This is a genomic window from Kolteria novifilia, assembly GCA_007748055.1.
Taxonomy (GTDB): Bacteria; Planctomycetota; Planctomycetia; order Kolteriales; family Kolteriaceae; genus Kolteria; species Kolteria novifilia.
Window position 1 is genome coordinate 7,378,591 of record CP036279.1, and the last position, 22,926, is coordinate 7,401,516.

The 22,926-nt window shown below is 63.5% G+C and carries 13 protein-coding genes; 9 read left to right on the forward strand and 4 right to left on the reverse strand.

Features of this window, described 5'->3' with window-relative positions:
- The first annotated feature begins 47 nt into the window (after positions 1-47).
- The 3 genes from Pan216_RS27070 to Pan216_RS27080 all read left to right on the forward strand — a co-directional run bounded on the left by Pan216_RS27070 (position 48) and on the right by Pan216_RS27080 (position 8,671).
- The gene (locus Pan216_RS27070) at positions 48-1,742 is read left to right on the forward strand and encodes a Kelch repeat-containing protein (RefSeq protein WP_419193057.1); all 1,695 of its coding nucleotides are present in this window, start codon (positions 48-50) and stop codon (positions 1,740-1,742) included.
- 897 nt (positions 1,743-2,639) lie between these two features.
- Entirely contained in the window at positions 2,640-7,631 is a 4,992-nt protein-coding gene (locus Pan216_RS27075) for an outer membrane protein assembly factor BamB family protein (protein ID WP_145263194.1), read from the forward strand.
- A complete protein-coding gene (locus Pan216_RS27080) occupies positions 7,628-8,671 on the forward strand; it encodes a prenyltransferase/squalene oxidase repeat-containing protein (protein WP_419193058.1) in 1,044 nt (347 codons plus the stop codon). Before Pan216_RS27075 ends, Pan216_RS27080 begins: the two co-directional genes overlap by 4 nt.
- Before the next feature lie 335 nt (positions 8,672-9,006).
- Here Pan216_RS27080 and Pan216_RS27085 read toward each other — a convergent pair whose 3' ends face one another.
- Positions 9,007-10,050 (reverse strand): nucleotidyltransferase domain-containing protein, encoded by a 1,044-nt coding sequence (locus Pan216_RS27085; protein ID WP_145263196.1) that lies wholly within the window; start codon positions 10,048-10,050, stop codon positions 9,007-9,009.
- Between the two features lie 77 nt (positions 10,051-10,127).
- Between Pan216_RS27085 and Pan216_RS27090 the strand changes: the two genes are divergently transcribed.
- The 3 genes from Pan216_RS27090 to Pan216_RS27100 all read left to right on the forward strand — a co-directional run bounded on the left by Pan216_RS27090 (position 10,128) and on the right by Pan216_RS27100 (position 13,609).
- A complete protein-coding gene (locus Pan216_RS27090; protein ID WP_419193059.1) occupies positions 10,128-10,691 on the forward strand; it encodes a flavin reductase family protein in 564 nt (187 codons plus the stop codon).
- Between the two features lie 116 nt (positions 10,692-10,807).
- Positions 10,808-12,211: a Si-specific NAD(P)(+) transhydrogenase gene (sthA, locus tag Pan216_RS27095; RefSeq protein WP_145263200.1), complete on the forward strand. Its 1,404-nt coding sequence runs from the start codon at positions 10,808-10,810 to the stop codon at positions 12,209-12,211.
- Positions 12,212-12,676: 465 nt separating this feature from the next.
- Positions 12,677-13,609: a leucine-rich repeat domain-containing protein gene (locus Pan216_RS27100; RefSeq protein WP_419193060.1), complete on the forward strand. Its 933-nt coding sequence runs from the start codon at positions 12,677-12,679 to the stop codon at positions 13,607-13,609.
- Between the two features lie 27 nt (positions 13,610-13,636).
- On the opposite strand, the gene def is transcribed toward Pan216_RS27100, so the two are convergent.
- Positions 13,637-14,200 carry a peptide deformylase gene (gene def, locus Pan216_RS27105; protein WP_145263204.1) on the reverse strand — a complete coding sequence of 188 codons (564 nt, stop codon included), beginning with the start codon at positions 14,198-14,200 and terminating at the stop codon, positions 13,637-13,639.
- A gap of 419 nt (positions 14,201-14,619) precedes the next feature.
- Here def and Pan216_RS27110 point away from each other — a divergent pair, with 419 nt between their 5' ends.
- Genes Pan216_RS27110 through Pan216_RS27120 form a run of 3 tightly spaced genes read left to right on the forward strand, consistent with a single transcriptional unit; the run spans position 14,620 to position 19,828 of the window.
- The gene (locus Pan216_RS27110) at positions 14,620-15,885 is read left to right on the forward strand and encodes an efflux RND transporter periplasmic adaptor subunit (protein ID WP_419193061.1); all 1,266 of its coding nucleotides are present in this window, start codon (positions 14,620-14,622) and stop codon (positions 15,883-15,885) included.
- Between the two features lie 48 nt (positions 15,886-15,933).
- Positions 15,934-19,248: an efflux RND transporter permease subunit gene (locus Pan216_RS27115; RefSeq protein WP_145263208.1), complete on the forward strand. Its 3,315-nt coding sequence runs from the start codon at positions 15,934-15,936 to the stop codon at positions 19,246-19,248.
- Positions 19,249-19,276: 28 nt separating this feature from the next.
- Positions 19,277-19,828 (forward strand): O-acetyl-ADP-ribose deacetylase, encoded by a 552-nt coding sequence (locus Pan216_RS27120; RefSeq protein WP_145263210.1) that lies wholly within the window; start codon positions 19,277-19,279, stop codon positions 19,826-19,828.
- On the opposite strand, the gene Pan216_RS27125 is transcribed toward Pan216_RS27120, so the two are convergent.
- Both Pan216_RS27125 and glgP read right to left on the reverse strand, forming a co-directional pair.
- The gene (locus Pan216_RS27125; RefSeq protein ID WP_145263212.1) at positions 19,786-20,214 is read right to left on the reverse strand and encodes a response regulator; all 429 of its coding nucleotides are present in this window, start codon (positions 20,212-20,214) and stop codon (positions 19,786-19,788) included. The genes Pan216_RS27120 and Pan216_RS27125 overlap by 43 nt on opposite strands.
- 2 nt (positions 20,215-20,216) lie before the next feature.
- Positions 20,217-22,769 (reverse strand): alpha-glucan family phosphorylase, encoded by a 2,553-nt coding sequence (glgP, locus tag Pan216_RS27130; RefSeq protein ID WP_145263214.1) that lies wholly within the window; start codon positions 22,767-22,769, stop codon positions 20,217-20,219.
- Positions 22,770-22,926: the final 157 nt, after the last annotated feature.

The window sequence follows — 22,926 nt, forward strand, 5'->3', positions numbered from 1 at the left end:
GAAGCATATCATGTTGTTGACTAGTGGCGATCATGAAGGGATCTACCATGAAGCAGGTGAAGTATACGTTCGTTGCCCTGACACTTTCGTTGCTCGCGATCGCGAGCACGGCTCGGGCGCACTTTGTTTGGATCGAGGCCAATCGCGCCAAGGACGGCTACGACGTCCGCGCCGGCTTCGGGCATCACGGCGACTGGGACGCGGAACTCGCCGACCGCATCGCCAAGACGAAGTACACCCTCGTCACCGCCGATGGCAAGGAGTCGCCCCTCGCGATGCCCATCGACAAGGAGAAGGGGGACTTCGCCGCCGACGTCACCGCCGAGAAGCCGGTCGCGGTCTTCGGCATCCTCGACTACGGAGTGCTTGATCGGGGTCAGGGAGGCCCCTTCCTGCTTCGCTACTACAGCAAAGCGATGATGGGATCGCCCCGAGCCTGGAAGGACGTCAAGGCACCCAAGTCGCAGGCCCTCGACATCGTCCCCTCGTTCTCCCGCTCCGGCCCCGCGGTGACGGTGATGCTCGACGGCAAGCCCTACGCCGACGCCGAGGTTCATCTCTACGGCCCGAAGGATCTCGAGGAGGAGCTCAAGACCGACGCCGAAGGCAAGGTCGCGCTCAAGGTCACCGAGCCGGGTAACTACGGCATTCGCGTCGGTCGCAACATCGACAAGAAGGGAACCTTCGACGGCAAGGCGTACGACTCGATCCACGAGTACGCGACGATGACCTTCTCGCGGCGTGCCCGCTCCGGCGCCGGTGGTCACCGTCACGGGGGCAAGGCGACCGCCAAGGCGGCCAAGATCGACTCTCCCTACGATCCGATGCCCTTCGGCGTGACCAGCTTCGGCGCCGACTACGCCGACGGCGCGGTCTATGTCTTCGGCGGTCATCGCGGCGAGGTTCACGACTACTCCTCCGACACCCAGTCCGACAAGCTGCTTCGACTCAAGGTCGACCCCAAGGCGAAGTGGGAAGAGTTGGCCTCGGCTCGCAAGCTCCAGAGTCCGCAACTCGTCGCCGCCAGCGGCAAGCTCTATCGCATCGGTGGTATGTCGGCCCGCAACAAGGCCGACGAGGATTCGAACCTCTGGTCGGTGAGCGACTTCGCGTGCTTTGATCCGAAGACTGGCAAATGGGAAGACCTGCCCGAGTTGCCCGAGCCCCGTTCCTCCCACGGCGCCGCGGTGCTTGGCGACAAGATCTACGTCGCCGGCGGCTGGACGATGAAGGGTGACGGCGACCACGAGTGGGTCGACGATATCCTGGCGTACGATCTGTCCGGCAAGACCGAGGGCTGGAAGAAGATCGCCAAGCAGCCCTTCAAGCGTCGCGCCCTCACCGCGGTCGCGAAAGATGGCAAGCTCTACGTCATTGGCGGTCTCCAGGACGAGCGTGGCTTGTCCAGTGACGCGAATATTCTCGACCTCAAGTCGGGCGAGTGGACGACCGGCCCGGCGATTCCCGGCGAGGGGATCAACGCCTTTAGTTCCTCGGCCGCCGTCTCGGGCGACGACTTGTTCCTCTCGGTTCGTTCGGGCGAACTCTTCCGACTGAGCAAGGCGGGCGACAAGTGGGAGCTCGTCAAGCGGCAGCCGACCGCGCGGATGGCGCATCAACTCGTTCCGGCCGGTCCCGGCAAGTTGATGCTTCTCGGCGGCATCAATCGCGACATCGGCAAGATTCGCGACGTCGAGGTGATCTCAGTCACGCCCGGCGGCGACGTTTCGGCCTCGAAGTAGTCGAGTCCTTGGAAACCTGGGGACGTGGCCCGGCGGTGCGGTCATGTCCCGGTGACGAGGATTCGCGCGTTGCTACGCGAGCGTCAGCTCTTTCTGCATACCCACGCGAGCGTGGGCATCCCACCCATGGCAGATGGCGCAAGACGCGTTTGTTTTGAGGGGACGGTTTCCGGGGGAACACCAGGCCGGAACCTTCTTGGAGAGGTGCGAGACACTCGTCTCACGAAGAGTCACGTCAAGAAAATGCGAAGGCTCGGCCCTGGCGAACCAGGACCGAGCCTATTCTCATTCGGATCGATGGTGATCCTCACGAGATGGTGGCTGCCCGTTGACAGCCCGCCGGCAATCGTCAGGCGGAACCACCCCGCTGGCTACAGTCATAATCCACTGGACCACCTCCTTTCTACTAGAACTCCCCGCTTCGACCGGTAACCAGCTCCGGCCTCTTCACGGGCCTCTAGCCCGTCGCACCGCGTGAGCGCGACCCGTTGGCATCAATCTGCCAGAAAACGAACCACCGTGGCAAGAGGAATTCGGACAAACGACGGCACATGCATCCGAATCCCCACATCCCGATTGGTCTACAATGGAAGACGGTGGCATGCGTCGGAATGTTCGCGCGTCGACGGGGCGTCTTTTGTTGGCCGTGAATTGGGTCGTTTGGTGACGGCGCGTCCCGGAACGGGCTTGTCTTCGTTCGGTGGAGTTGGGAAAGTTGAAGGGTACGCGCCTTCACTCAGCGACAGTGAGCCGCATGCCCATCGCCGGTGCGAGTCGGCCTGCGTCGACAGAACGTGCCGGTGACCAGCCGACGTCCGAGCCGACTCTTGGAACGGAGCTTGGCGCGACGCGGGGCGTTCCCCGATTTGTTCGCGGGCTTGCCGTGAGGAAACCTCCATGGATCACAACGCGATGCGCCCTTCGAGTCACCGGCGACTGATGGCAGCCGCGCATCACGCTCTCGGCCGAGCCGTTTCTCATCTCATGCGCCTCGTTCCCAACTCCCCCTTTGTCCAAGGGGAGCCCTTTGCGTCCCCCTTTGTCCAAGGGGAGACCTTTGCGTCCCCCTTTGTCCAAGGGGAGACCTTTGCGTCCCCCTTTGTCCAAGGGGAGACCTTTGCGTCCCCCTTTGTCCAAGGGGAGACCTTTGCGTCCCCCTTTGTCCAAGGGGAGACGGCAGCGGGGTCGGAGTTTCCCGCTTCGGGTCGTCGCGACGCGTCGGTGAAGGAGAAAGAGACCCCCTCTATCTCCCCCTTGGACAAGGGGGAGCAGAAGCGAGGAGAGAGGCAGCGGCGGGCAGTGATCTGGTGTGGCGCGTGTTTCGCGGGGATGACGTTGATGCTTGCTCTCGCGGCTCCAGCCGCGCGGGGCGCTCAGCCAAAGAACCAAGCGGCGGGAGGCGTCGGTGGCTTGATCAAGAAGTTGTTCTCCGCACCGGCCAAGCCAACCGTTCCGGAGATGACCAGCCACGCCACCGACCAAGCGACGCGCCGCCGACTGGCCGAGGCTCGCCGGCTCATTGAGGAGGACCGCGGCGGACCGGCTCTTTCGCTGCTCCAGAGTGTCTTGGATGAGCCCGAGAACTCATACGTCGAACTCGACGATGGTCGCTGGTTGAGCGTCGCCGAGGCGACGGAGAGACAGATCATCGAGAGTGGCCCCGATTTCGTCGCCGAGTATCGCCGTCACTACGAAGATCAAGCCGCCGCCATTCTTCGCAAGGCGCTCACCCGCAACGATCCCGTGAGCGTCGCTCAAGTCGTTCGGCGTTTCTTTCTCACTCGCTCGGGATTCGAGGCGGCCAATCATCTCGCCAGTTTTCATCTGGATGTCGGCCAGCCGGGTCTCGCGGTTCACCTGCTCGATCGCTTGCTAGCGTGTCCCATTCATCGCGATGAAGTGACCGACGTGATGCGTGCCAAGCGGGCCGCGGCGCTGGTGCTGGTCGGGCAGCAGGAACCGGCTCGCTTCGCGGTCGACGCGATCGGCCAGCCTCGACTTCGGTTGGGGGGCGAGAGTCGACGACTCGATCGGGTGTTGGGAGCCGCGGGGGACCTGAATCGCCGTTCGCGCGCCGGCGCCCCGGAAGCGGAAGTCGACGAGCTGGTGCCGTTGCTTTCGCCGACGTGGGCGCATCCCATGACCGAGATCGATGAGCTCGAGAAAAGCCTGGAGTCGATCCTGGAGATGAACGCCAATGGCGGACGTCTCACAGTGACCGAAAGCCGGCCCCTCGTCGTGGGGGACGTCGTCCTGTTCCGTGATTTTCGCGGCGTGTGGGCGTTCGATTCCCGATCCGGGAAGAAACGCTGGTACGTGCGTAGCCATATCGTCACCGACGAGCCGCCAAGGACCTCGCCGCAGGTGCGGCACGGGTCGTTGAGCCCGTGGTTGCTCTACTTCTCGCTCGTGGCCAACGGCGTCCACGGCACCTTGACCACCGACGGCGAACGCGTCTTCTTTGTCGACGACCTGACACTCAATCCGCAGATGCCGGCGGGGCCGACGAGCCTCGTCGCGGTCGACATCGCGACCGGAGAGACCGCGTGGAGCCTCAAACCGCCCAAGGGAGTCGGGGCCGATCGGGAACTCGAGCCGGCGTACTACTACGGCCCGCCGCTGGCGCTCGACGGCAAGCTCTACCTGCTCGGGGAATCGCGTTCGGAGATCCGTCTCTTTTGCGTCGAGGCGACCAGTGGCGCACAGCTTTGGAGCCAGCCGATCGCGACTGCCGAGTTCCGCGTCGACAACGATTCGTTTCGGCGCTCCCAGTTGGCGACGCCGATCGCGGCCAAGGGGCTGCTCTTGTGCCAGACGAATCTGTTCCGTATCGCGGCGTTCGATCCGGTCAGCCAGGAAGTTCTTTGGCACCATGCCCATTCCGAGGACAGCATTCATCGCGGCCGGCGCAGTCATACGGGAGCGATGCTGCCGCCACCATCGACCGGAGCGGCGACCGATGGGCCGCTCGTGGTCGACGACTCGGTCATCGTGACGGCGCCGACTGGAAAGTCGGTGCGTTGCCTCGACCTCTACACCGGCGAACTGCGTTGGCGGATCGAACGCAAGGATGACATCTTCGTGGCGGGAAGCTGGAAGAAGCTTCTCGTCCTCGCGGGACGGAACTACCTCCGGGCGATCGGGATCGAAGACGGCAAGCAGCAGTGGGTTGTCGAACTGCCTCGGCTCTCCGGGCGAGGGGCGTTCGTCGGCGGCGACTACCTGGTTCCGCTCTACGATGGACGGATCGCGACGGTCGAATTGGCCAAGGGCGTCCAACGGGAATTCTCCAGCGGGCGTGGCCGACCTCCGCTCGGCAATCTGGTCGTCTCGTCTCACGGGCTCTTGGCGACCGGGATCCAAGGACTCGAAACCCTTCCGTGGCGGCATGACGTTGATCGTGATGTCAGCGAACGGCTTGCGCGGAACATCAACGACCCGGACGGGCTGCTCTGGCGGGCCCATCTTCGGCTCGCGGACGACAAAGCCTCCCTCGCGGTGCGGGATCTCTTCCAAGCACTCGAGTCGGGCATTGTCTCCAGCGCGCAGCTCGCCGCTCGGTCCATTCTGTTTGACATCGCCGGCAAGGAGGCGTTGGCCGACGCCGACGTCGCGGCCCTCTTGGTCGATCGACTCCTGCCTTACACCGCCAGCGCCGCCGACGAAGGGATCTACTACCGTCTTCTCGCGGAGTTCCACCGCTTGCACGGCAACGATCACGAAGCGCTCGACGCCGTCGAGCACCACAAGCTACTGCCGCTCGATCGCCCCATCGTCGAGGCGGACAAGGATTTGGGACGTTCCCAGCGGACCTGGGTACGTGCGTTCCTCAAGCGACTCCACGACGGCGCCGACGTCGCAAGGCGCCAACAGATTCAAGATCGACTCGGCAGCGTGTTGCTGCGCGAACTCGACCGCGGGGAACGTCCGATCAGGGACTCGGGGACGGACCTGTCCCACCTCCCCGCGTTGGCGGATCAGCTGGGTGGCGATCTTGACGACGGGCTCGGGCTCTTCGCGAACACCAGTCGCGACGACGCGGCGCCGCGCGGGCTCGGTGGCGAGATCGAGCCGATCAAGCAGCTAGCGTTCGAACTCGCCGGTTTGCCGATGGGAGACCAGGCGAGTTTGATGCTCGCGGACCGGTTGGCGAAGCGGGGGGCATGGACCGAGGCGGAGCAGTACTATCTCGAGGCCGCCGCCTCGGAGGACAAGTGGCTCGCGGCGGAAGCGGTCGCTTCGCTGGCGGAGATCGCCGAGGAACATGGGCATATCGAGGACGCGCGGCACTTTCAGCAGATGCTCGCGAGTCGCTACCCCGAGATTCCCCTCGGGGACGGTTCCAGTGGCGCCCAGATGCACGCGACCTTTCTCCAGCGGCACCGCGACCAGCCTCCCAAGCGACTCGACTGGGGGGAGTTCAGCGGGGCACGACTCACCGTGACGAAGAAGACCCGCGCGATGCGCGCCCACCGCTTCCTGGGCACCCAGGAGACGACGCTCCCCTTCTACGACGACCGGCACTTTCAGTTCGATCTCAACAAGTACCAACTGAACGTCCTTGATCGACGCACCGGCGAGACGCACTGGCAGGCGAAGATCGACATGCCGCGCGTCGTCAATTGGAACAACAACACGATCGAGTGTGAGAGCACCGGGCACCTCTTCTTCTTCAGCATCTCGCCGAAGATCTATGCATTTTCCGGCTTGGAGAAGAAGCAGCTTTGGTCTCGCGTCGCCACGATCGGAAGTCGTCCCAACGAGAAGGAGGACAAGGATCGGCGGCGGACCCAGTCCTGGTTCGCGCCCAACAGCTCGTCGCGTCCGCCGATACCGGTCTTGGGACCGTCGGGGCCGGGCTTCCTTTGCATTCGTTCCGGGAAGGAGCTGATCGTTGTCGACTCGCTCACCGGGGAAGACTTGTGGTACCGGAAAGACCTCCCCGATGGGGTGACGGTCTTCGGCGACGAGGAAGTCCTCTTCATCATGGCGCGTGACGGCAGCGCCACCGTTTACAGCACCCGCGACGGGACGGTGCTACGCCGAGACGAGAAGGACCGCCGCTTGGTCAGTCGCCGTGACTTTCACGGTCGGCACATGCTATTGACGACGTCGACCGCGGATCATCTGGAGGTCCAACTTTGGGATCCCTGGCTGCGGGAAGAGGTCTGGTCCCATCAGTTCCCCAGGACGTCGCGCTACTTTCTCGGTCGGGAGCACTTCCTCGCGGTCCTCGCGCCGGAAGGCAAGCTCACCGTCCTCGATCGCCACAGCGGGGAATTGATCCTCGAGGATCGATTGGAGAAGGACGACCTTCGCAAAGTTCGCGTCATCAACGTTTTCTCCGATGACGATCACTACTACGTCGCCCACGATTTCCGGTTCGGCAACCACGTGCGCTACATGCACCCGACGGCGAATCTGGAAGTGGCGACGGTCAACGGTCCGCTGAGGGCCTACGACAAGAAGGATGGGACTCGGCTCTGGGACCGCAAGCTCGAGGGACGCACCGTCATCGTCGGGCCGCGCGTCGACTTGCCGATCCTTTTCGTCTTCGAGAGCCGAATCAAGGAGCATCCCGGAGGGACGCGACAGCTTGCGACCCGCGTCGAGATTCTGTCGAAGAAGGACGGTTCAACACTCGCCGACAAGGAGTACGACGAGTACACCTCCTTCGGGGAACTGGCGCACGATGCCGCCAAACGCTGGATGGAGCTTCGCTCGTGGAACGTGACGGTGCGGGTCGATCTTCTCTCGGGCGAGATGGCCAAGCAGGAGAAGCGGGTCGAGGCGGCACGCGGTTGGATCGATTCGATCAAGCAACTCGGCGATCTGTTTCAGAAGCCGCCGACGATGAAGCCGGAGAGCGGGAAGGAGCCGAAGCCGTGATCACGCGCCGAGGTTTTACGTGGTCGCTGGGGGCTATCTTGGCCGGTGGGTTGGGAGCGAGCTCGGCCGCCGCCAAGACACAGACGACCAATCAGCGCCGTTCGATCGATCGCGGGCTCAAGTACCTCGCGAACGTGCAAGCGCGCAGTGGACGCTGGGAGGCCGACGGCGGCATGTACCCGGTCGCGATGACGTCGTTGGCCGGGATGGCGCTACTGCTCGATGGCAACACCGCGATGCAAGGCCGCTACGCCGAGAATGTCCAAGCGGCCATCGGCTACCTCCTCGACCAAGTGCAACCCAACGGGCTGATCGGGCATCCCCAGCTCGATGGGCGATACATGTACGGCCACGGCTTCTCGATGCTCTTTCTCTCGCAGATCCTCGGCGAGGAGGAGGACGTGAGTCGGCGCCGGCGGCTGATCGAGGTCCTTAGCCGGGCGGTCGAGTTCTCGGGCAAGGCCCAAACGGTCGATGGTGGCTGGGGCTACGTTTCGGCTCGTGATGGGCATGGCTTCGACGAGGGTTCGGTGACGATCACGCAGATGCAGTCACTGCGCGCGTGTCGCAATGCCGGCATCGGCGTGCCCAAGGAGATCGTCGACAAGGGGATCAAGTACATTGAACGCTGCACCGATCCGGCGACCGGGGGCGTTCGCTACAGTCTCAAGACCAGCGGCTCGGCTCGACCGCCGATCACCGCGGCCGCGGTCGCGTGTCTCTATAGTGGAGGCGAGTACGACAATCCGATCGTCGCCAAACTGATCGACTACGCCGACAAGACGCTCGGACCGACCAGCGGACGATCGCAATCCTACGGCCACTGGCACTACGCCCACTACTACTATTCGCAAGTCGTCTATCGCCAGGGCGACGACAAGTGGGACCGCTACCGCAAGGGCATCTTCGACGTTATCATCAAGAAGCAAAAGGCCAACGGTAGTTGGTCCGAAGGCTATATCGGCCCCGTTTACACGACGTCGCTGAACCTGACGATCCTGCAACTCGACAACGGTTACCTGCCGATTTACCAGCGTTGAATCAACAGCAGGAAAAGGAGCGAACGCGAGGGGGGCGAGATGCCCGTGGTGGGTGACTTGGTGCTCATCTGCCTCGCGTTCCGATCGTTGACAGGCGTCCGATCCGTTCGCGAGAGGGAACGGGCGCTACGGGTCGTTCGACTCAAGATCCTCGTCGACCTTGTTGGTCTCTTCGGGCTCAAGTTCGTCGAACGGACGCAGAAAGTCGATGAAGTTACTCCAGAGCGTCATGATTCTTCCTCCTAAAAGAAGAGAAACACTCTTTCACCCCCTGATACGTCGTTCGCGCTGCGTTTGAGAGTTCCACCGCGAAGAATTCGCCCTTGGACCAGCCTTCACATCCACCAAGACGACGCGAACGCCGTTCCCCAACGCTCTCCATGGCGGAGAAAGAACCGCTGCAACCGCTCGGCCAGCGCGACGCCGTTGGCGAGCAACTCACGCTGGTGATCACTACCGGTTGACTCGTCCTTGTCCGAGTCCTTCGCGTGAAGGCTCTCGCGCACCTCGGGGTTGGCCATGAGATCGAGGTAGTTGGCGTGGAGGGTCAGGATCTCGTTCAGTCCGTCGTCACTCGTCGCCTCGTGGATCAGGGCGAGACGTTCCAGCGGAGTTCGCCAAAGATGCGCCGCGAGCCAGTCGACGTGGCGTGGCTCCCGCAGGGAGGACTCGGCAAGGAGCGCAAGTAATCCCGCGTAGGAAAGGCGACGTGCGTGGGCGAACTTGATCATTCGCATCGCGGGGCTGGCACGCCCATCGCGCCGCCAGCGAGCCCGTAGCGAAAGGCTACGGTGATAGCGCACCAAGTCATCGAGCAGCGTCGCCCAGCAACAATTCCCCTCAATCGTCTCCCGCTCGCGATAGCGATCGACCACGCCGTGCGCGAGCCGCTGATACGCCTCGGCGCCGTTGAGGGGAATGCCCTCGAGCAAGAGATGAAATCGTTTGCCGAAGACCGCGGGGGCCTCGTCGATCTGGCCGAGCGTCGTCCGATCGAGCAGCGATCGCTCGTCGATCGGCGTGGTGAAGATCCCGACCGGATCGGACTCCGCCAGCGTCACGGGGGAGAGCCTTTGCTGAATGCTTGCGAGCAACGCCTTGGCCTCGGCGGGGTGGCGATCGGGCGAGTCGCGGACGATCACCAGGAGATCGAGATCGGAATGGTGGCTCGCTTCCCGTCGACTGAGCGACCCGACCACGGCGATCGTCACGACCTCCTCGGGGAGTTGCGCTTCGGCCAAGAGTGCCGCGAGATCTTCGAGTCGGGCGCTCGACCAATCCCACATCCGCCGCATCCTCGCGGGGACCGTCACGGCGGGAGCCGTCAAGAGGGTAGAGGGGCGCCGAGGGGACCAGATTGCGTCGGAATCGGTCGTCATGGGGACTCCCTCGGCTTGGTGGACGCGACGAGTTCATAGATAGAATGCAGGAGCGAAGCAAGAAGAGGAAGAGAACCGTGATTGAACAGGTGTTTGGCAAGGTCGAGGTGCCCGTCTGGCTGGTGACGTCGGCGGACGAGGATCGCCGCGGCGGGCTCGTCGCGACCTTCGTCAACGAAGCGTCGATTGTCCCCGAGATGCCTCGGGTCGTGATCGGCCTCGCGAATCACCACTTCACGTGGTCGCTCATCGAGGCGAGTGACACCTTCGCCCTACACCTGGTGGGCGATGATCAGATGGATCTCATCGCCGATTTCGGAATGCGTTCGGGGCATCACGCCGACAAGCTCTCGCAGCGGGCCTACACGGAGGGGAAGACGGGGAGCCCGATTCTGTCGGACGCTCCCGCGTGGCTGGAGTGCCGGGTCGAGGAGCGGATGGAGACGGGAGACCGCACGCTCTACCTGGCGGAAGTCGTCGCGGGCAAAGTCGTGCGTCCCTTCACCCCGATGACCAATACCACGATGTTCTCGCTCGCGACCCCGGAGCAGAAACGTCATTTGCGCGAGCAGATGGAGAAGGACCGCGCAACCGACGCGACGCGGATCGCCCAGTGGCGGGCCCAGCGCGAAGAGGCGTGAAACGCTAGCTTCCGCGGATTGGTCGATTTCGTATCACAGCCGGCGTCGCGCCCGACGTGGCACGATCTCTTGGCCTTGAGCAAGCAAGTGAAAGAACTCGGAAAAGAGCCCACGGCATGTTCGGCAACGAACCCCACTACGACCTGATCGTGATTGGCAGCGGCCCCGGTGGCGAGGGGGCCGCGATCCAAGCCGCCAAGGATGGCAAGTCGGTCGCGATGGTCGAGCGGCATATCGAGATCGGGGGCGGCTGCACCCACTGGGGGACGATCCCCAGCAAGGCGCTGCGCTGGTCGATTTCCCAGATGGCGGAGGTGAACTCCAGCCCGATCTTTCGCGGCCGCGGCATGAACGTTCAGCTCACGCTTCCCGAGCTGCGCGAGAGCGCTCGGTCGGTGATCGAGAAACAGGTCTCGATGCGCTCGAGTTTCTACAACCGCAACCGCGTCGACCTCTGGGGTGGCAATGCCCGCTTCATCGACGTGAATCGACTCGAAGTGACCGAGCCGAGCGGACTATCGAAGGTGATCAGCGCTGATGCCTTCGTGATCGCGACCGGCTCGCGTCCCTACCGGCCGCCGGGCGTCGACTTTAACCATCCGCGCATCTTCGACAGCGATACGCTGCTGAACATCAATTGGACCCCGCGGACGATCAGCATCTACGGCGCCGGCGTCATCGGCTGCGAATACGCGACGATGCTCAAATACGTCGGCATGCAGATCAACCTCGTCAACACCCGCAAGCAACTGCTCGAGTTTCTCGACGACGAGATCATCGACGCGCTGGCCTACCACATGCGCGACATGGGCATCCGCATTCGGCACGGTGAGGAGTACGACCGCGTCGAAGGAGTCGAGGATGGGGTCATTCTCCACCTTAAGTCGGGCAAGCAGATCAAGACCGAGGCGCTGCTGTGGGCCAATGGCCGTACCGGCAACGCCGACAATTTGGGGCTTGAGCACCTGGGCATCGGCATCAACGCCCGTGGCCAAATCGAGATCAACGAGTGCTTTCAAACGGCGCTGCCACACATCTACGCCGTCGGCGACGTTATTGGTTGGCCCTCGTTGGCGAGCGCCGCGTACGTGCAGGGGCGTTTCGTCGCGATTCACTGCGCGACGGGGCACGCGGAGTACGCCCTGATCCGGGAAGTCCCGACCGGCATCTACACCAGTCCGGAGATCAGCTCCCTCGGCAAAACCGAACGTAAGCTCACCGAGGAGAACGTCCCCTACGAGGTCGGCAGCGCCCTGTTTCGCAACATCGCCCGAGGCCAGATCACCGGGCAAGACGTCGGCATGCTCAAGCTCCTCTTCCATCGCGAGTCGCTCGAGCTGCTGGGGATCCACTGCTTCGGCGCCCACGCGGCCGAGATCATCCACATCGGCCAAGCGATCATGTCGCAATCGGGCAGTGCCAACACCCTGCTCTACTTCATCAACACAACCTTCAACTACCCCACCATGGCCGAAGCCTATCGCGTCGCCGCCCTCAACGGTTATAATCGTCTCTTCTAGCGTGGGCTTCGAGAACCAATTCGTCGGTCCTGATGTACAGTGCCAGGTGCCATGCGCACGGTCTCCGTGGGCACGCGGGGACGATGATGTTCCCCACCGACCGAGCCGGTTGCGCCATCCGCTCCCCGTAGGTCAGGCCATTGCCTGACACGAGTGACGCAAGACCACAAGCTTGGCGAGCGAGGCGAGACGGATGAGGGACATTCCGGCTCCGTGACTCAAGGTTTGCTCGCGAATGGGAACCCCCTCACCCCTAACCCCTCTCCCACGGGGAGAGGGGAACCCCCGTGTTCCCGTAGGTTAGGCCATTGCCTGACACGAGTGACGCAAGACCACAATCTTGGCGGAGGTTTCCCATCGTAGGGTGGGCCTTGGCCCACCAACCGCGGCAACGGAGGAGGCATCATGTCCGCCGACGCGACGACAACGCGAGATGGTCGCCGACGATGGCCTGGCGGAGGCTTGATGCGAGGACTTCTCCGGCATCCTCGGCTGCTCGTCTACGTGCCGTTCGTTCTCTTCGCCCTGTTGTTCGGGATGAGCCTGTACCGATACAACCGCGAGGAGGCGGCGGTCGATCAGTTGGTACGACTCGGGGTGAACGTGAACGACGAGGTTGTTCCGGCCGCCCCTTGGATCGATGTCTTGACCGGCAGGGCGCCGCTGCATCGACTATTCGCCTCCCGATCGCGTCAGATCTATCTCGGCTACTCCGTTGTGCCACGCGAAGAGATATTGGAGCTGATTCATCGCGTTCGGAGTTGCGACGGCCTCGGCGTAAAGAACGAGTCCGATGACGAGACGCTGCGTAGGTTGTCGTCGCTGTCGAACCTCAAGTCTCTCAGCCTTGGCGGAGGACGGGTGACCGATGCGGGCCTCGCCCAACTTCGGTCCTTTCCACGCTTGGAGGAGTTGTGGCTTGATAGTACCAGGATCACGTCGGAGGGCTTGGAGTCCCTGAGCGAACTTCCTCGACTACGAATGCTGTGGATTCGCGGTACCGAGGTCGAGGACTGGTCATCGCTCGCGGATCTCGAATCGCTCACGACATTGGCCTTTACCGGGCGATCCTTCGACGACGAGGATCTTCGCGGTGTCGCTCAGGCCGTCGCGGCGCGTGCTGCCCGTTCGCAAGGACGGGCCTCGGGTTTGCGTTCCCTCGAAGTGTGGTGGACAGGTATCACCGACGAGAGTTCCGCCGTCTTCTCGACGATGTCTTCGCTTACCACTCTTTCCATTCGCGATGCGGACATCACGAACGCCGCTCTCGCGGAGATTGCAAAGGCCCCTTCGCTACGGGAATTGAGACTGCACGGCACAAAGGTTACCCAGGAAGCTGCTACTGAACTGTCGCAGGCGAAACCGAACTTGAAGATCTACGTCCAGGGAGGACGGTAGGTAACACGCCGCCGTTGAACCGTCGCTCTACGCATCCTCCTCCTCATCGCTGGCTTGGGCCCGGCGGCGACGGTCCTCTTGGGCGGCGTCGAGCTCGGTGGCGATGATGATGTCGCGGGTGTCCTCGGCGCGGTCGAGGGTGAGGATGCCGTCGAGATGATCGAACTCGTGCTGGAAGACCCGCGCGGCGTAACCTTCAATCACCATCGACTTCTGTTCCGCGTGGCGATCGAGGTACTCGACTTGAATGCCCAACGGACGGGTGACGTAGACGAGAATCCCCTCGATGCTCAGGCACCCTTCCCACGTTCCCGAAGCCTCTTCGGAGAAGCCGAGGATCTTCGGGTTGATGAAGACCTCGACCCCGCCGTCGCTTTTCTCGGTCGGCATCGGCATGATGTTGGCGACGAAGATCCGCGAACTCTTGAAGACTTGCGGCGCCGCCAGCCCGATCCCGTGCCCCTCGTGCATCGTCTCGATCATCGAATCGAGGAAGGCTTGGAACTCCGGCGTGCGGATGGTCTCGACATCAACCTCCCCGCCGACGGCGCGGAGGACAGGTTGACCCATCTGAGCGATCTCTAAGAGCATGGACGGTTCGCTTCCTCTCGTCTAGTGTCCCGTTTGGTCAGTTCATTCCCTAAATGAGTCTTGAGTGCCTGCCCACGCTCGCCGTGGGCATGCGGGACACACCTCTGATTCAGCACATTTCCGCGTGGTCTGAGGGCCGAGATGTCATCGAACGAACTTGCCGATCAGGACTGCTAGCGGTCCGTTGATCGACGCGCTGCCGGCTTCCATCAACGGACTGCCAACGACTGCCAGGGACGAAGGTTCGGACGTTGGACGAGGCGACGACGGCCGACCGCGTCCGGTAGGCTCAGTGTACGGGAACCGATCGAGTCCTCCCAGTTTTCGCGAGCCTCGGCTAGCAATGAATCGTCCGATACGACAGCATGGGGGGTGATTTGGGCTCCACCTTTCCTCCGTTCTGGATGCGAGACTTCTTCATGCGTCGTTCGACTCCGCTGGCTTCCTGGATCGCCCTACTTACCGCGGCTTCGTCACTCTTCGCCCAAGGGGGCGGCCCCACGCCGGTCAACGTCGCTCTCGCACGAACGATCGAGCAGGAGGCGACCGTCACCGTCGTCGGCGATGTCGAACCGCTTCGGCGGGCGTTGGTCGCCAGCAAGGAGGAGGGAGCGGTGATCGAGTTCCCCTTCCGCGAGGGGGACGCGGTGAAGAAAGGGGACGTCCTGGCCCGGTTGGAAACGACCGTGCTCGAGCACGAACTCGCGACCGCTCAGGCCATGCTCGAGGCGCGAAAGCAGGAGTACGACGAGCTCAACAACGGCACGCGGTCGGAAGTGATCGCCGCCGCCAAGGCGCGGATGGAGGCCGCGAAAGCGGTGGCGTCGCTGGCGCAGTCGAAGCTCGAGCGCACCCGGAAGCTCAAGTTGTCCGCCAGCGTGGAGGAACTCGACGAAGCCCGCGCCGAGGCCGATCGCGCCAAGCAGATGGTGGCCGAGTTCGAGGCGGCGCACGAGGAAGCGACCAACGGGCCGCGGGCCGAGCAGGTCGAGCGGGCCAAGGCGATGGTCGCCGCCCAGGAGTCGGAGATCAAACGGCTCGAGTCGCTGATCGACCGCCATGTGATCAAGGCTCCGTTCGACGGCTACGTGACGAAGGAACAGACGCAAGTTGGCGAATGGGTGACGCGCGGCGGCCCCGTCGTCGAGATCATCGACTTGGAGGAGGTCGATGTCCGCGTCCCGGTGCCGGGGCGCTACATCGGCAAGGTGAAGCTCGGTCAGCAGGTCCATGTCAGCTTCGACAGCATCAAGGACCGGCTGCTCGAGGGGACGGTTCGCCAGATCGTGCCCGAGGCCGACCGGAAGAGCCGTCTCTTTCCGGTGATGGTGCGGATGAAGAACTTTCGCGACGGCGAAACGCCGGGACTCCGCGCCGGCATGCTCGCGCGGGTCGACTTGCCCGCCGGGGACGTCAGCGAAGGGGTCTTCGTTCCCAAGGACGCGTTGGTCCTGGGAGAAGCGGTGCCGATGGTCTTCGTCGTGAAACCGATGCCGAGTCAAGCCGATGGCGCGCCGGGCGGGCTGACGGTCGCTCCGGCGGTGATCCGATTGGGGGCGACGGTCGGCAACCTCATCGAGGTGCGTGGCGACGTCAAGCCGGGCGATCGCGTCGTGATCGAAGGCAATGAACGTCTTCGTCCGGGGCAACCGGTCAGTGTCCTCGAGGCGCCGTCGAAGTCATAGCGGCGATCGTGTTTCGCGGGTCAAGCGGTCCTTTGAAGAGTTGCTCGTATGCCATTGATTCGTTTCGCCATCGAGAACCCGGTGAAAGTTGCCGTGGGCGTGATGCTGCTGATCCTCTTCGGCTTGGTCGGGGTGACGCGGATGCCGGTGCAATTGACGCCGGAGGTCGAGATTCCGCAGATCACCGTCGCGACCCGCTGGCCGGGAGCCAGTTCCTTCGAGATCGAGCGGGAGATCGTCGACGAACAGGAGGAGCAACTCAACACCGTCGAGGGGCTATCGAAGCTCGAATCGGAAAGTAGCGACTCCAACGGCAACATCGTCCTCGAGTTCCCCGTCGGGACCGACATCGACGCCGCCCGGCAACTCGTCGACAACCGCCTCAACCAGGTGAAGGAGTATCCGCCCGACGCCGACCGTCCCGTGATCAGCAGCCTCAACAGTTCCAACAGCCGGGCGGTCGCGTGGTTGATGCTCCGCCCCAGTCCGGGGCACGAGGACGAGATCGACATCGAGAAGGAACGGACCTTCGCCCAGAAGATCGTCGAGCCGGAACTCGAGAAGGTCAACGGCGTCGGCGCGGTCAACACCTTCGGCGGACGCGAACGTCGGCTCGAGGTGATCGTCGACCCGCACCGGTTGGCGGCGCGGGAGCTGACCATCGCCGACTTGCGCGAAGCCCTGGTCGGCCAGAACAAGGACACCTCCGGCGGTGATGTCTGGGAGGGGAAGCGGCGCTACGTGCTGCGGACGCTCGGCCGGTTTCGCACCCCCGAGCAGGTCGAGCAAGTCATCATCGCTCGGCGCGACGGACAGCCGGTCTACGTTCGCGATGTCGCGATCGTCCAGCTCGGCACAAAAAAGCCCGACAGCATCGTCCGGCAGAAGGGCCAAACCACCATCGCGCTACAGATCCTTCGGCGCACGGGTGCCAATGTGCTGACACTGATGGAGGGGCTGCGGGAGAAGGTCGACCAGCTCAACAACGGGTTGCTCGCGGAACGAGGGCTCGAACTCGAACAAGTCTACGACGAGACCGACTATATCAGCGAGTCGATCTCGCTGGTGCAGTCGAACATCGCGGTCGCCGGCATCCTCACCTTCTTGATCCTGTTGATCTTCCTGAGGAACTTTTGGCCGACGGTGATCATCGGGGTGGCGATCCCGGCGAGCATCATCGGCACCTTCTTTCTCTTCTGGCAGTTCGGCCGCACGCTCAACGTCATCAGTCTCGCGGGGATGGCGTTCGCGGTCGGCATGGTGGTCGACAACGCCATCGTCGTCATGGAGAGCATCTATCGTCACTTCGAGATGGGCAAGTCGAAGGTGCAAGCGGCGCGCGACGGGACGCTCGAGGTGTGGGGCGCGGTGCTCGCGTCGACCTTGACCACGTTGGCGGTCTTCGTGCCCGTCATCTTTATCGAGGGGGAGGCGGGGCAGCTCTTTCGCGACATCGCCCTGGCGATCAGTTGCGCGGTGGCGCTCTCGCTGGTGGTCGCGGTCCTGGTCATTCCGGCGGCCTCGGCCCAGATCCTCCGGCGCGGGAGCGGAAGCGGTAGCGAGAGTCGGCTCGGCGGTGGCTTTGTCCGCGCAGTGCTCGGGATCAATCGGGGCATTCAGCGCTCGACGCTGGCTCGGATCGCCACGGTTGTGGTCTGCATCGGGGTCTCGATCGGGGGAAGCTGGCTTCTTTGGCCGAGTGTCGAGTACCTGCCGCAGGGCAATCGCAACCTGCTCATCGGGTTCCTCATTCCCCCGCCGGGGTACAACTACGACCACATGGTCGACATCGGCAAGCGGGTCGAGAAGAAGCTCGCGCCGCTGTGGGATCCCGAGTCGGGAGCCGCGGAGGAAGCGGGCATCCCAGGCATCGAACACTTCTTCTTTGTCGCTAGCGCCCGCAACCTCTTCATGGGGGCGCGGGCGACCGACGGAGCACGGGTCGCGGAGCTGATCCCGCCGCTGCGCGAAGCGACGGGGGGCATCCCCGGAATGATCGCGGTGGTGACCCAGACCAGTCTCTTCGAGAACGCGCTCAGTGGAGGCCGGACAATCGACATCGAGATCACCGGCGACCGCGTGGAGAAGCTCGTCGAGATTGGCCGCCAAGCTTTTGGCATGATGGCCGCCCAGGCCGCCGACCCCGCCAGTCCGCTCTTCGGCAGTCAGTTGCGCCCCGTTCCCGGACTCGACGTCGCCAATCCCGAGATCCACGTCGTTCCCAAGTGGGAGCAGGCCGCCGACCTGGGAATTTCCGCCAGCGAACTTGGCTACGCGATCGACGCCCTCGTCGACGGCGCATACACGGGCGACTACTACGACGAAAATCAGAAGATCGACCTGGAGATCATCGGCGAGGAGCAGCACGCCAAGCGCATCGACCAACTCGATCAACTCTACATCTCGACCGATGACGGCCAACTCGTCCCACTCTCCGTGGTCGCGCGGATCGAGCTGAGCAGCGGGCCCGAGCAGATCAACCACCGCGGTCGCCGCCGGGCGATCACGATCCAGGTCACCCCTTCGCAATCGACGCCGCTGGAGATCGCCAGGCAAACCATTCAGAATAGCGTCGTCGATCAACTCGTCGCTAGCGGAGTGACCGAGGAGGGGCGCTACCGAGTCGAGCTTGCGGGAACCGCCGACAAGTTGACCGAGGCCTGGTCGGCGCTGTGGTTCAACCTCCTGTTGGCGGCGCTGATCACGTATCTGGTCATGGCGGGACTCTTCGAGTCGTTCCTCTACCCGTTGGTCATCATGGCGAGTGTGCCGCAGGCGGCCGTCGGCGGCTTCGGCGCCCTCTTCGTCACCAACCTGGCGACGATGTATTTCCTCGGGAGAGTCACCTCGCTCGATGTCGTGACGATGCTCGGCTTCGTCATTCTGATCGGGACCGTGGTCAACAACGCGATCCTGATCGTTGATCAGGCGTTGCAGTTGATCCGCGACGAACAGGAGGAGATGCGTCATCTCTCCGGCTACGACGAGGGAATCGACGAGGACTTCGAACGCCGCAGTTCGCTGATCGCCCGCGAGTCGGTGCTCGACAGCACGCGGACCCGTATCCGGCCGATCTTCATGTCGGCGACGACGACGGTGCTTGGACTGTTGCCGCTAGTCATCGTGCCCGGTGCCGGCAGCGAGATCTATCGAGGTCTCGGAAGCGTGGTCCTTGGCGGGATCGTCGTGTCGACACTCTTGACGCTGGTGTTGGTGCCGACTCTCTTCACGTTGGTCTGGGACGCGCGGCAGTTTGTCCGCGACCGGTTTCGGCGACAGCCTTCCCCGGAACCGGAGGAAGGAGGACCTTCCGGCGAAGGGGAGTCTCCCGCCCCCGCGGAGGTCTCGACCGACGCGAACTAGTTGACTCGATCGCAGAGAGAGGTGAGCGATGGTGACGTTTGGTGCCACGAAGGTGACACTCCTCCAGGGAGATATCACGAAACAGTCGGTCGACGCGATCGTCAACGCGGCCAACAGCGCGCTGGCCGGTGGTGGGGGCGTCGACGGGGCGATCCATCGGGCCGGTGGCCCCTCGATCATGCGGGAATGCGATCGGATCAGGGCCGAACGGGGAGGCTGCGCCACCGGCAGCGCGGTGACCACCGGCGCGGGGGAACTCGACGCCAAACACGTCATTCACGGCGTCGGCCCGATCTGGGGTCAGGCCTCCCCCGAGGAGAGCGATCGGTTGCTCGCGGGCGTCTACGCGACGAGTCTCCGTCTCGCTCACGAACACGGATGCAAGTCGATCGCGTTCCCGTCGATCAGTACCGGCGTCTATGGGTTCCCGATCGAGCGGGCCGCTCCGATCGCGCTCGCGACCGTTCGGCAAACACTCGATGACTTCCTGATGGACGAAGTCCGCTTCGTGCTCTTCTCGGCGGGTGACTTGGCGGTCTACGAGTCGGCGCTGTCGGCGTTTGCCGGGTCATCCGACTGAACCGCGCCGTTTAGGATCTCGACCAAGCGGGCGGTGAAGTCGCTGCGGGGGAGGACCGGATCGCAGCCGGCGGCGCGGGCGGCGCGGAGATGGTCGACGTCGACGTGGGAGCCGTAGGCCAGGAGCGTGGCGTCCTCGGGCAACGTCGTTCGGAGCTGGGCGAGGATGTCGGGGGAGGTGGCGGCGTGATCGGCAAGGTCGACGATCGCCAGACAGGTCTGATCCCCGATCGTAGCGATCGCCTGTCGAGGGGTGGGGACGACCCGCATCGCGAGTCCGAGTTCGCGGGCCGTTCCGACAATCTTTGATTGGAAGATCAGGTCGTTGCAGACGAGGAGCGCCTCGCGTTGGTCGGTCACGTGGCGCTCCTGCCGCAAGTCACTCATGCTTAGCCCCAGCGAATGAGACCCGGCTCGAGCCGATCGAGGTGCGGGTTCTGAGGCAAGACGCGGACGGCGTAGCCATGCTGACCGCTGGCCTGGCACGGGATGGAACCTTCAAAGGAGAAGACCCCGCCGTCGCCCGAACCGTTCCCGGACATCGCCACGGTGTTGGGGGAACTGATCTGGCCCGCCGCGTCGAGATCGCCGTGGTAGAGTTCGACATTGACGTCGCTGGGCTGCAGTGAGCCGAGCTTGATCCGAGCCATCACGCGCAAGTCGCCGCCGACCTTGACGTGATCGTCGCCGAGCGTGGTGACATCCTCGACGGCGACGTTCTTCCACTCCTGCTCGACGCGTCGAAGCCATTGGGCGTACTCGCGTCCGGTCGAAAGGTCGCCCTTGGTGAGATCGACGAAGCCGTCGTGGGCGTCGATGTAGAACCGCTCGGTGTACTCTTGGACCATGCGGTTGGTGTTGAAGGTCGGGCAGACCGTCATCATCGAGCGCTTCATGTAGTGGATCCAGCCACGCGGCAAGCCGTCGGCTTGGCGACCGTAGTAGAGCGGAGCGACCTCCTTCTCAAGGAGTTCGTACATCGCCCGGCTCTCGACCTCGTCCTGGTAGTTGAGGTCGCTGTATTCCTCGCCGCCACCGATCGCCCATCCGTTGTCGTGGGCGAAGCCCTCGACCCACCAGCCGTCCAAGACACTCATGTTGAGGTTGCCGTTGGTCGGGCCCTTCATGCCGCTGGTGCCGCTCGCCTCGAGCGGACGACGCGGGTTGTTGAGCCAGACATCGACCCCCTGAACGAGGTAGCGAGCGACGTTGAGATCGTAGTCCTCGAGGAAGACGATTCGGCGCCGGAACTCGTCGCGACGACTGACGTGGACAATGTGAGCGATAAGCTCCTTGCCGCCGTTGTCGCGCGGGTGAGCCTTGCCGGCGAAGATGAACTGCACGGGCCGATTCGGATCGTTGACGATCTTCGCGAGCCGGTCGAGATCACGGAAGATCAGTGTCCCCCGCTTGTAGGTCGCGAAGCGGCGCGCGAACCCGATGGTCAGCGCGTCGGGGTCGAGGATCGAGTCGGCCATCTGGATTTCGGAGGCCGGCGCGTTGCGGACGCCGAGTTGACGCTTCATGCGGCGCCGGGCGAAGGCGACGAGTCGTTCCTTGCGCCGTTCGTGAATCCGCCACAGTTCCGCGTCGGGAATCTGCTCGACGCGTTGCCAGATCGAGTGATCGCCGGGACGATCGCCCCAGTCGACGCCGAGGTAGCGATCGTAGAGCTGACTCATCTCCGCGGAGAGGACGCTCTTCACGTGGATGCCGTTGGTGATGGACGAGATCGGCACGTCCCCCTCGGGCACGTCGGGCCAGATCTTCTTCCACATGCGTCGGCTGACTTGGCCGTGCAGCTTGCTCACGCCGTTGGCGTGATTGGCCAGACGCAGCGCCAGGACCGTCATGCAGAAGGGTTCGCCCTTGTCCTCGGGGTGCTGACGCCCCAGTCCCATGAACTTCTCGCGATCGATGCCCAGCCGCTTGTAGAAGGGCGCCATGTACGTGTCGACGAGGTAGGGAGGGAACATGTCGTTGCCCGCCTCGACCGGCGTGTGGGTCGTGAAGACGCATCCGGAGGCGACGGTCTTCGAGGCGGTGTCGAAGTCGATCTTGTGCTTCTCCATCGCGGTGGCGATTTTCTCGATGGAGAGGAAGGCGGAGTGGCCTTCGTTCATGTGGCAAACCGAGGGTTCGATGCCAAGGGCCCGCACCGCCCGCAAGCCGCCGACGCCCAAGAGAAGCTCTTGGCGAACGCGCATGTCCTGGTCGCCGCCGTAGAGTTGGGCGGTGATCTGGCGATCCTCGGGGGAGTTTTCGGGGATGTTGGCATCGAGCAAGTAGAGCGGAACGCGTCCGACTTGGACTTTCCAGACCCGGGCGACGACGGTGCGTCCGGGGTACTCGATGCTGACCTTGACCTCTTCGCCGGATCCGTCGCGTTCGATCTCGCAAACCATCGTGTAGAAGTCGTTCTGCGGATAGTGCTCTTGCTGCCAGCCGTCGGCGTTGAGGTATTGGCGGAAGTAGCCCTGCTGGTAGAGCAGGCCGACGCCGACCAGGGGAATGCCGAGATCGCTGGCGGCCTTGAGGTGATCGCCCGCGAGGACGCCCAAGCCGCCGGAGTAGATCGGCAAGCTTTCGTGCAGGCCGAACTCCGCGGAGAAATAAGCGACCTTCATGTCGGTGCGGTCGCCGTGTTCCTCCTTGAACCACGTGGAAGCCGACATGTAGTCATCGAGGGCCTGGGTGACGTTGTCGAGATGCGATAGAAAGCCCGAGTCGTCGACGAGCTGGTCGAGGCGATCCTGATCGACCAGGCCGAGCATCTTGATGGCGTTGTGATTGGTCGCGGAGAAGAGATTCTCGTCAAGCCGACGAAAGAGAGAGATCGCCTCGGGATTCCATGCCCACCACAGATTGCTGGCGATCCGCTCAAGAGCCTTGATCCGCTCGGGAACGCGCGGAAGGATGGAGAATTTTCGGATCTGAATCATCTCGATCGAACCTTTCCTCGGACTTGTTGGACGGGAGTGACGGGCGTCAATCGCACCCGTAATTCCACGGAACTCTCTCCAACGAACTGTGTTAAGGTAGCGAAACAGCGGGGGAAATCACCCCCTCGCCCGATGCCGCAACCTATCCGGATTTTGC

Excerpts from the sequence above, each read along its gene's own strand:
- Pan216_RS27070 (WP_419193057.1), top strand. The coding sequence starts at position 48 with ATGAAGCAGGTGAAGTATACGTTCGTTGCCCTGACACTTTCGTTGCTC.
- Pan216_RS27085 (WP_145263196.1), bottom strand. The coding sequence starts at position 10,050 with ATGACGACCGATTCCGACGCAATCTGGTCCCCTCGGCGCCCCTCTACC.
- sthA (WP_145263200.1), top strand. The coding sequence starts at position 10,808 with ATGTTCGGCAACGAACCCCACTACGACCTGATCGTGATTGGCAGCGGC.
- Pan216_RS27100 (WP_419193060.1), top strand. The coding sequence starts at position 12,677 with ATGCGAGGACTTCTCCGGCATCCTCGGCTGCTCGTCTACGTGCCGTTC.
- Pan216_RS27110 (WP_419193061.1), top strand. The coding sequence starts at position 14,620 with ATGCGTCGTTCGACTCCGCTGGCTTCCTGGATCGCCCTACTTACCGCG.
- Pan216_RS27125 (WP_145263212.1), bottom strand. The coding sequence starts at position 20,214 with ATGAGTGACTTGCGGCAGGAGCGCCACGTGACCGACCAACGCGAGGCG.
- def (WP_145263204.1), bottom strand. The coding sequence starts at position 14,200 with ATGCTCTTAGAGATCGCTCAGATGGGTCAACCTGTCCTCCGCGCCGTC.
- glgP (WP_145263214.1), bottom strand. The coding sequence starts at position 22,769 with ATGATTCAGATCCGAAAATTCTCCATCCTTCCGCGCGTTCCCGAGCGG.
- Pan216_RS27120 (WP_145263210.1), top strand. The coding sequence starts at position 19,277 with ATGGTGACGTTTGGTGCCACGAAGGTGACACTCCTCCAGGGAGATATC.
- Pan216_RS27075 (WP_145263194.1), top strand. The coding sequence starts at position 2,640 with ATGGATCACAACGCGATGCGCCCTTCGAGTCACCGGCGACTGATGGCA.
- Pan216_RS27115 (WP_145263208.1), top strand. The coding sequence starts at position 15,934 with ATGCCATTGATTCGTTTCGCCATCGAGAACCCGGTGAAAGTTGCCGTG.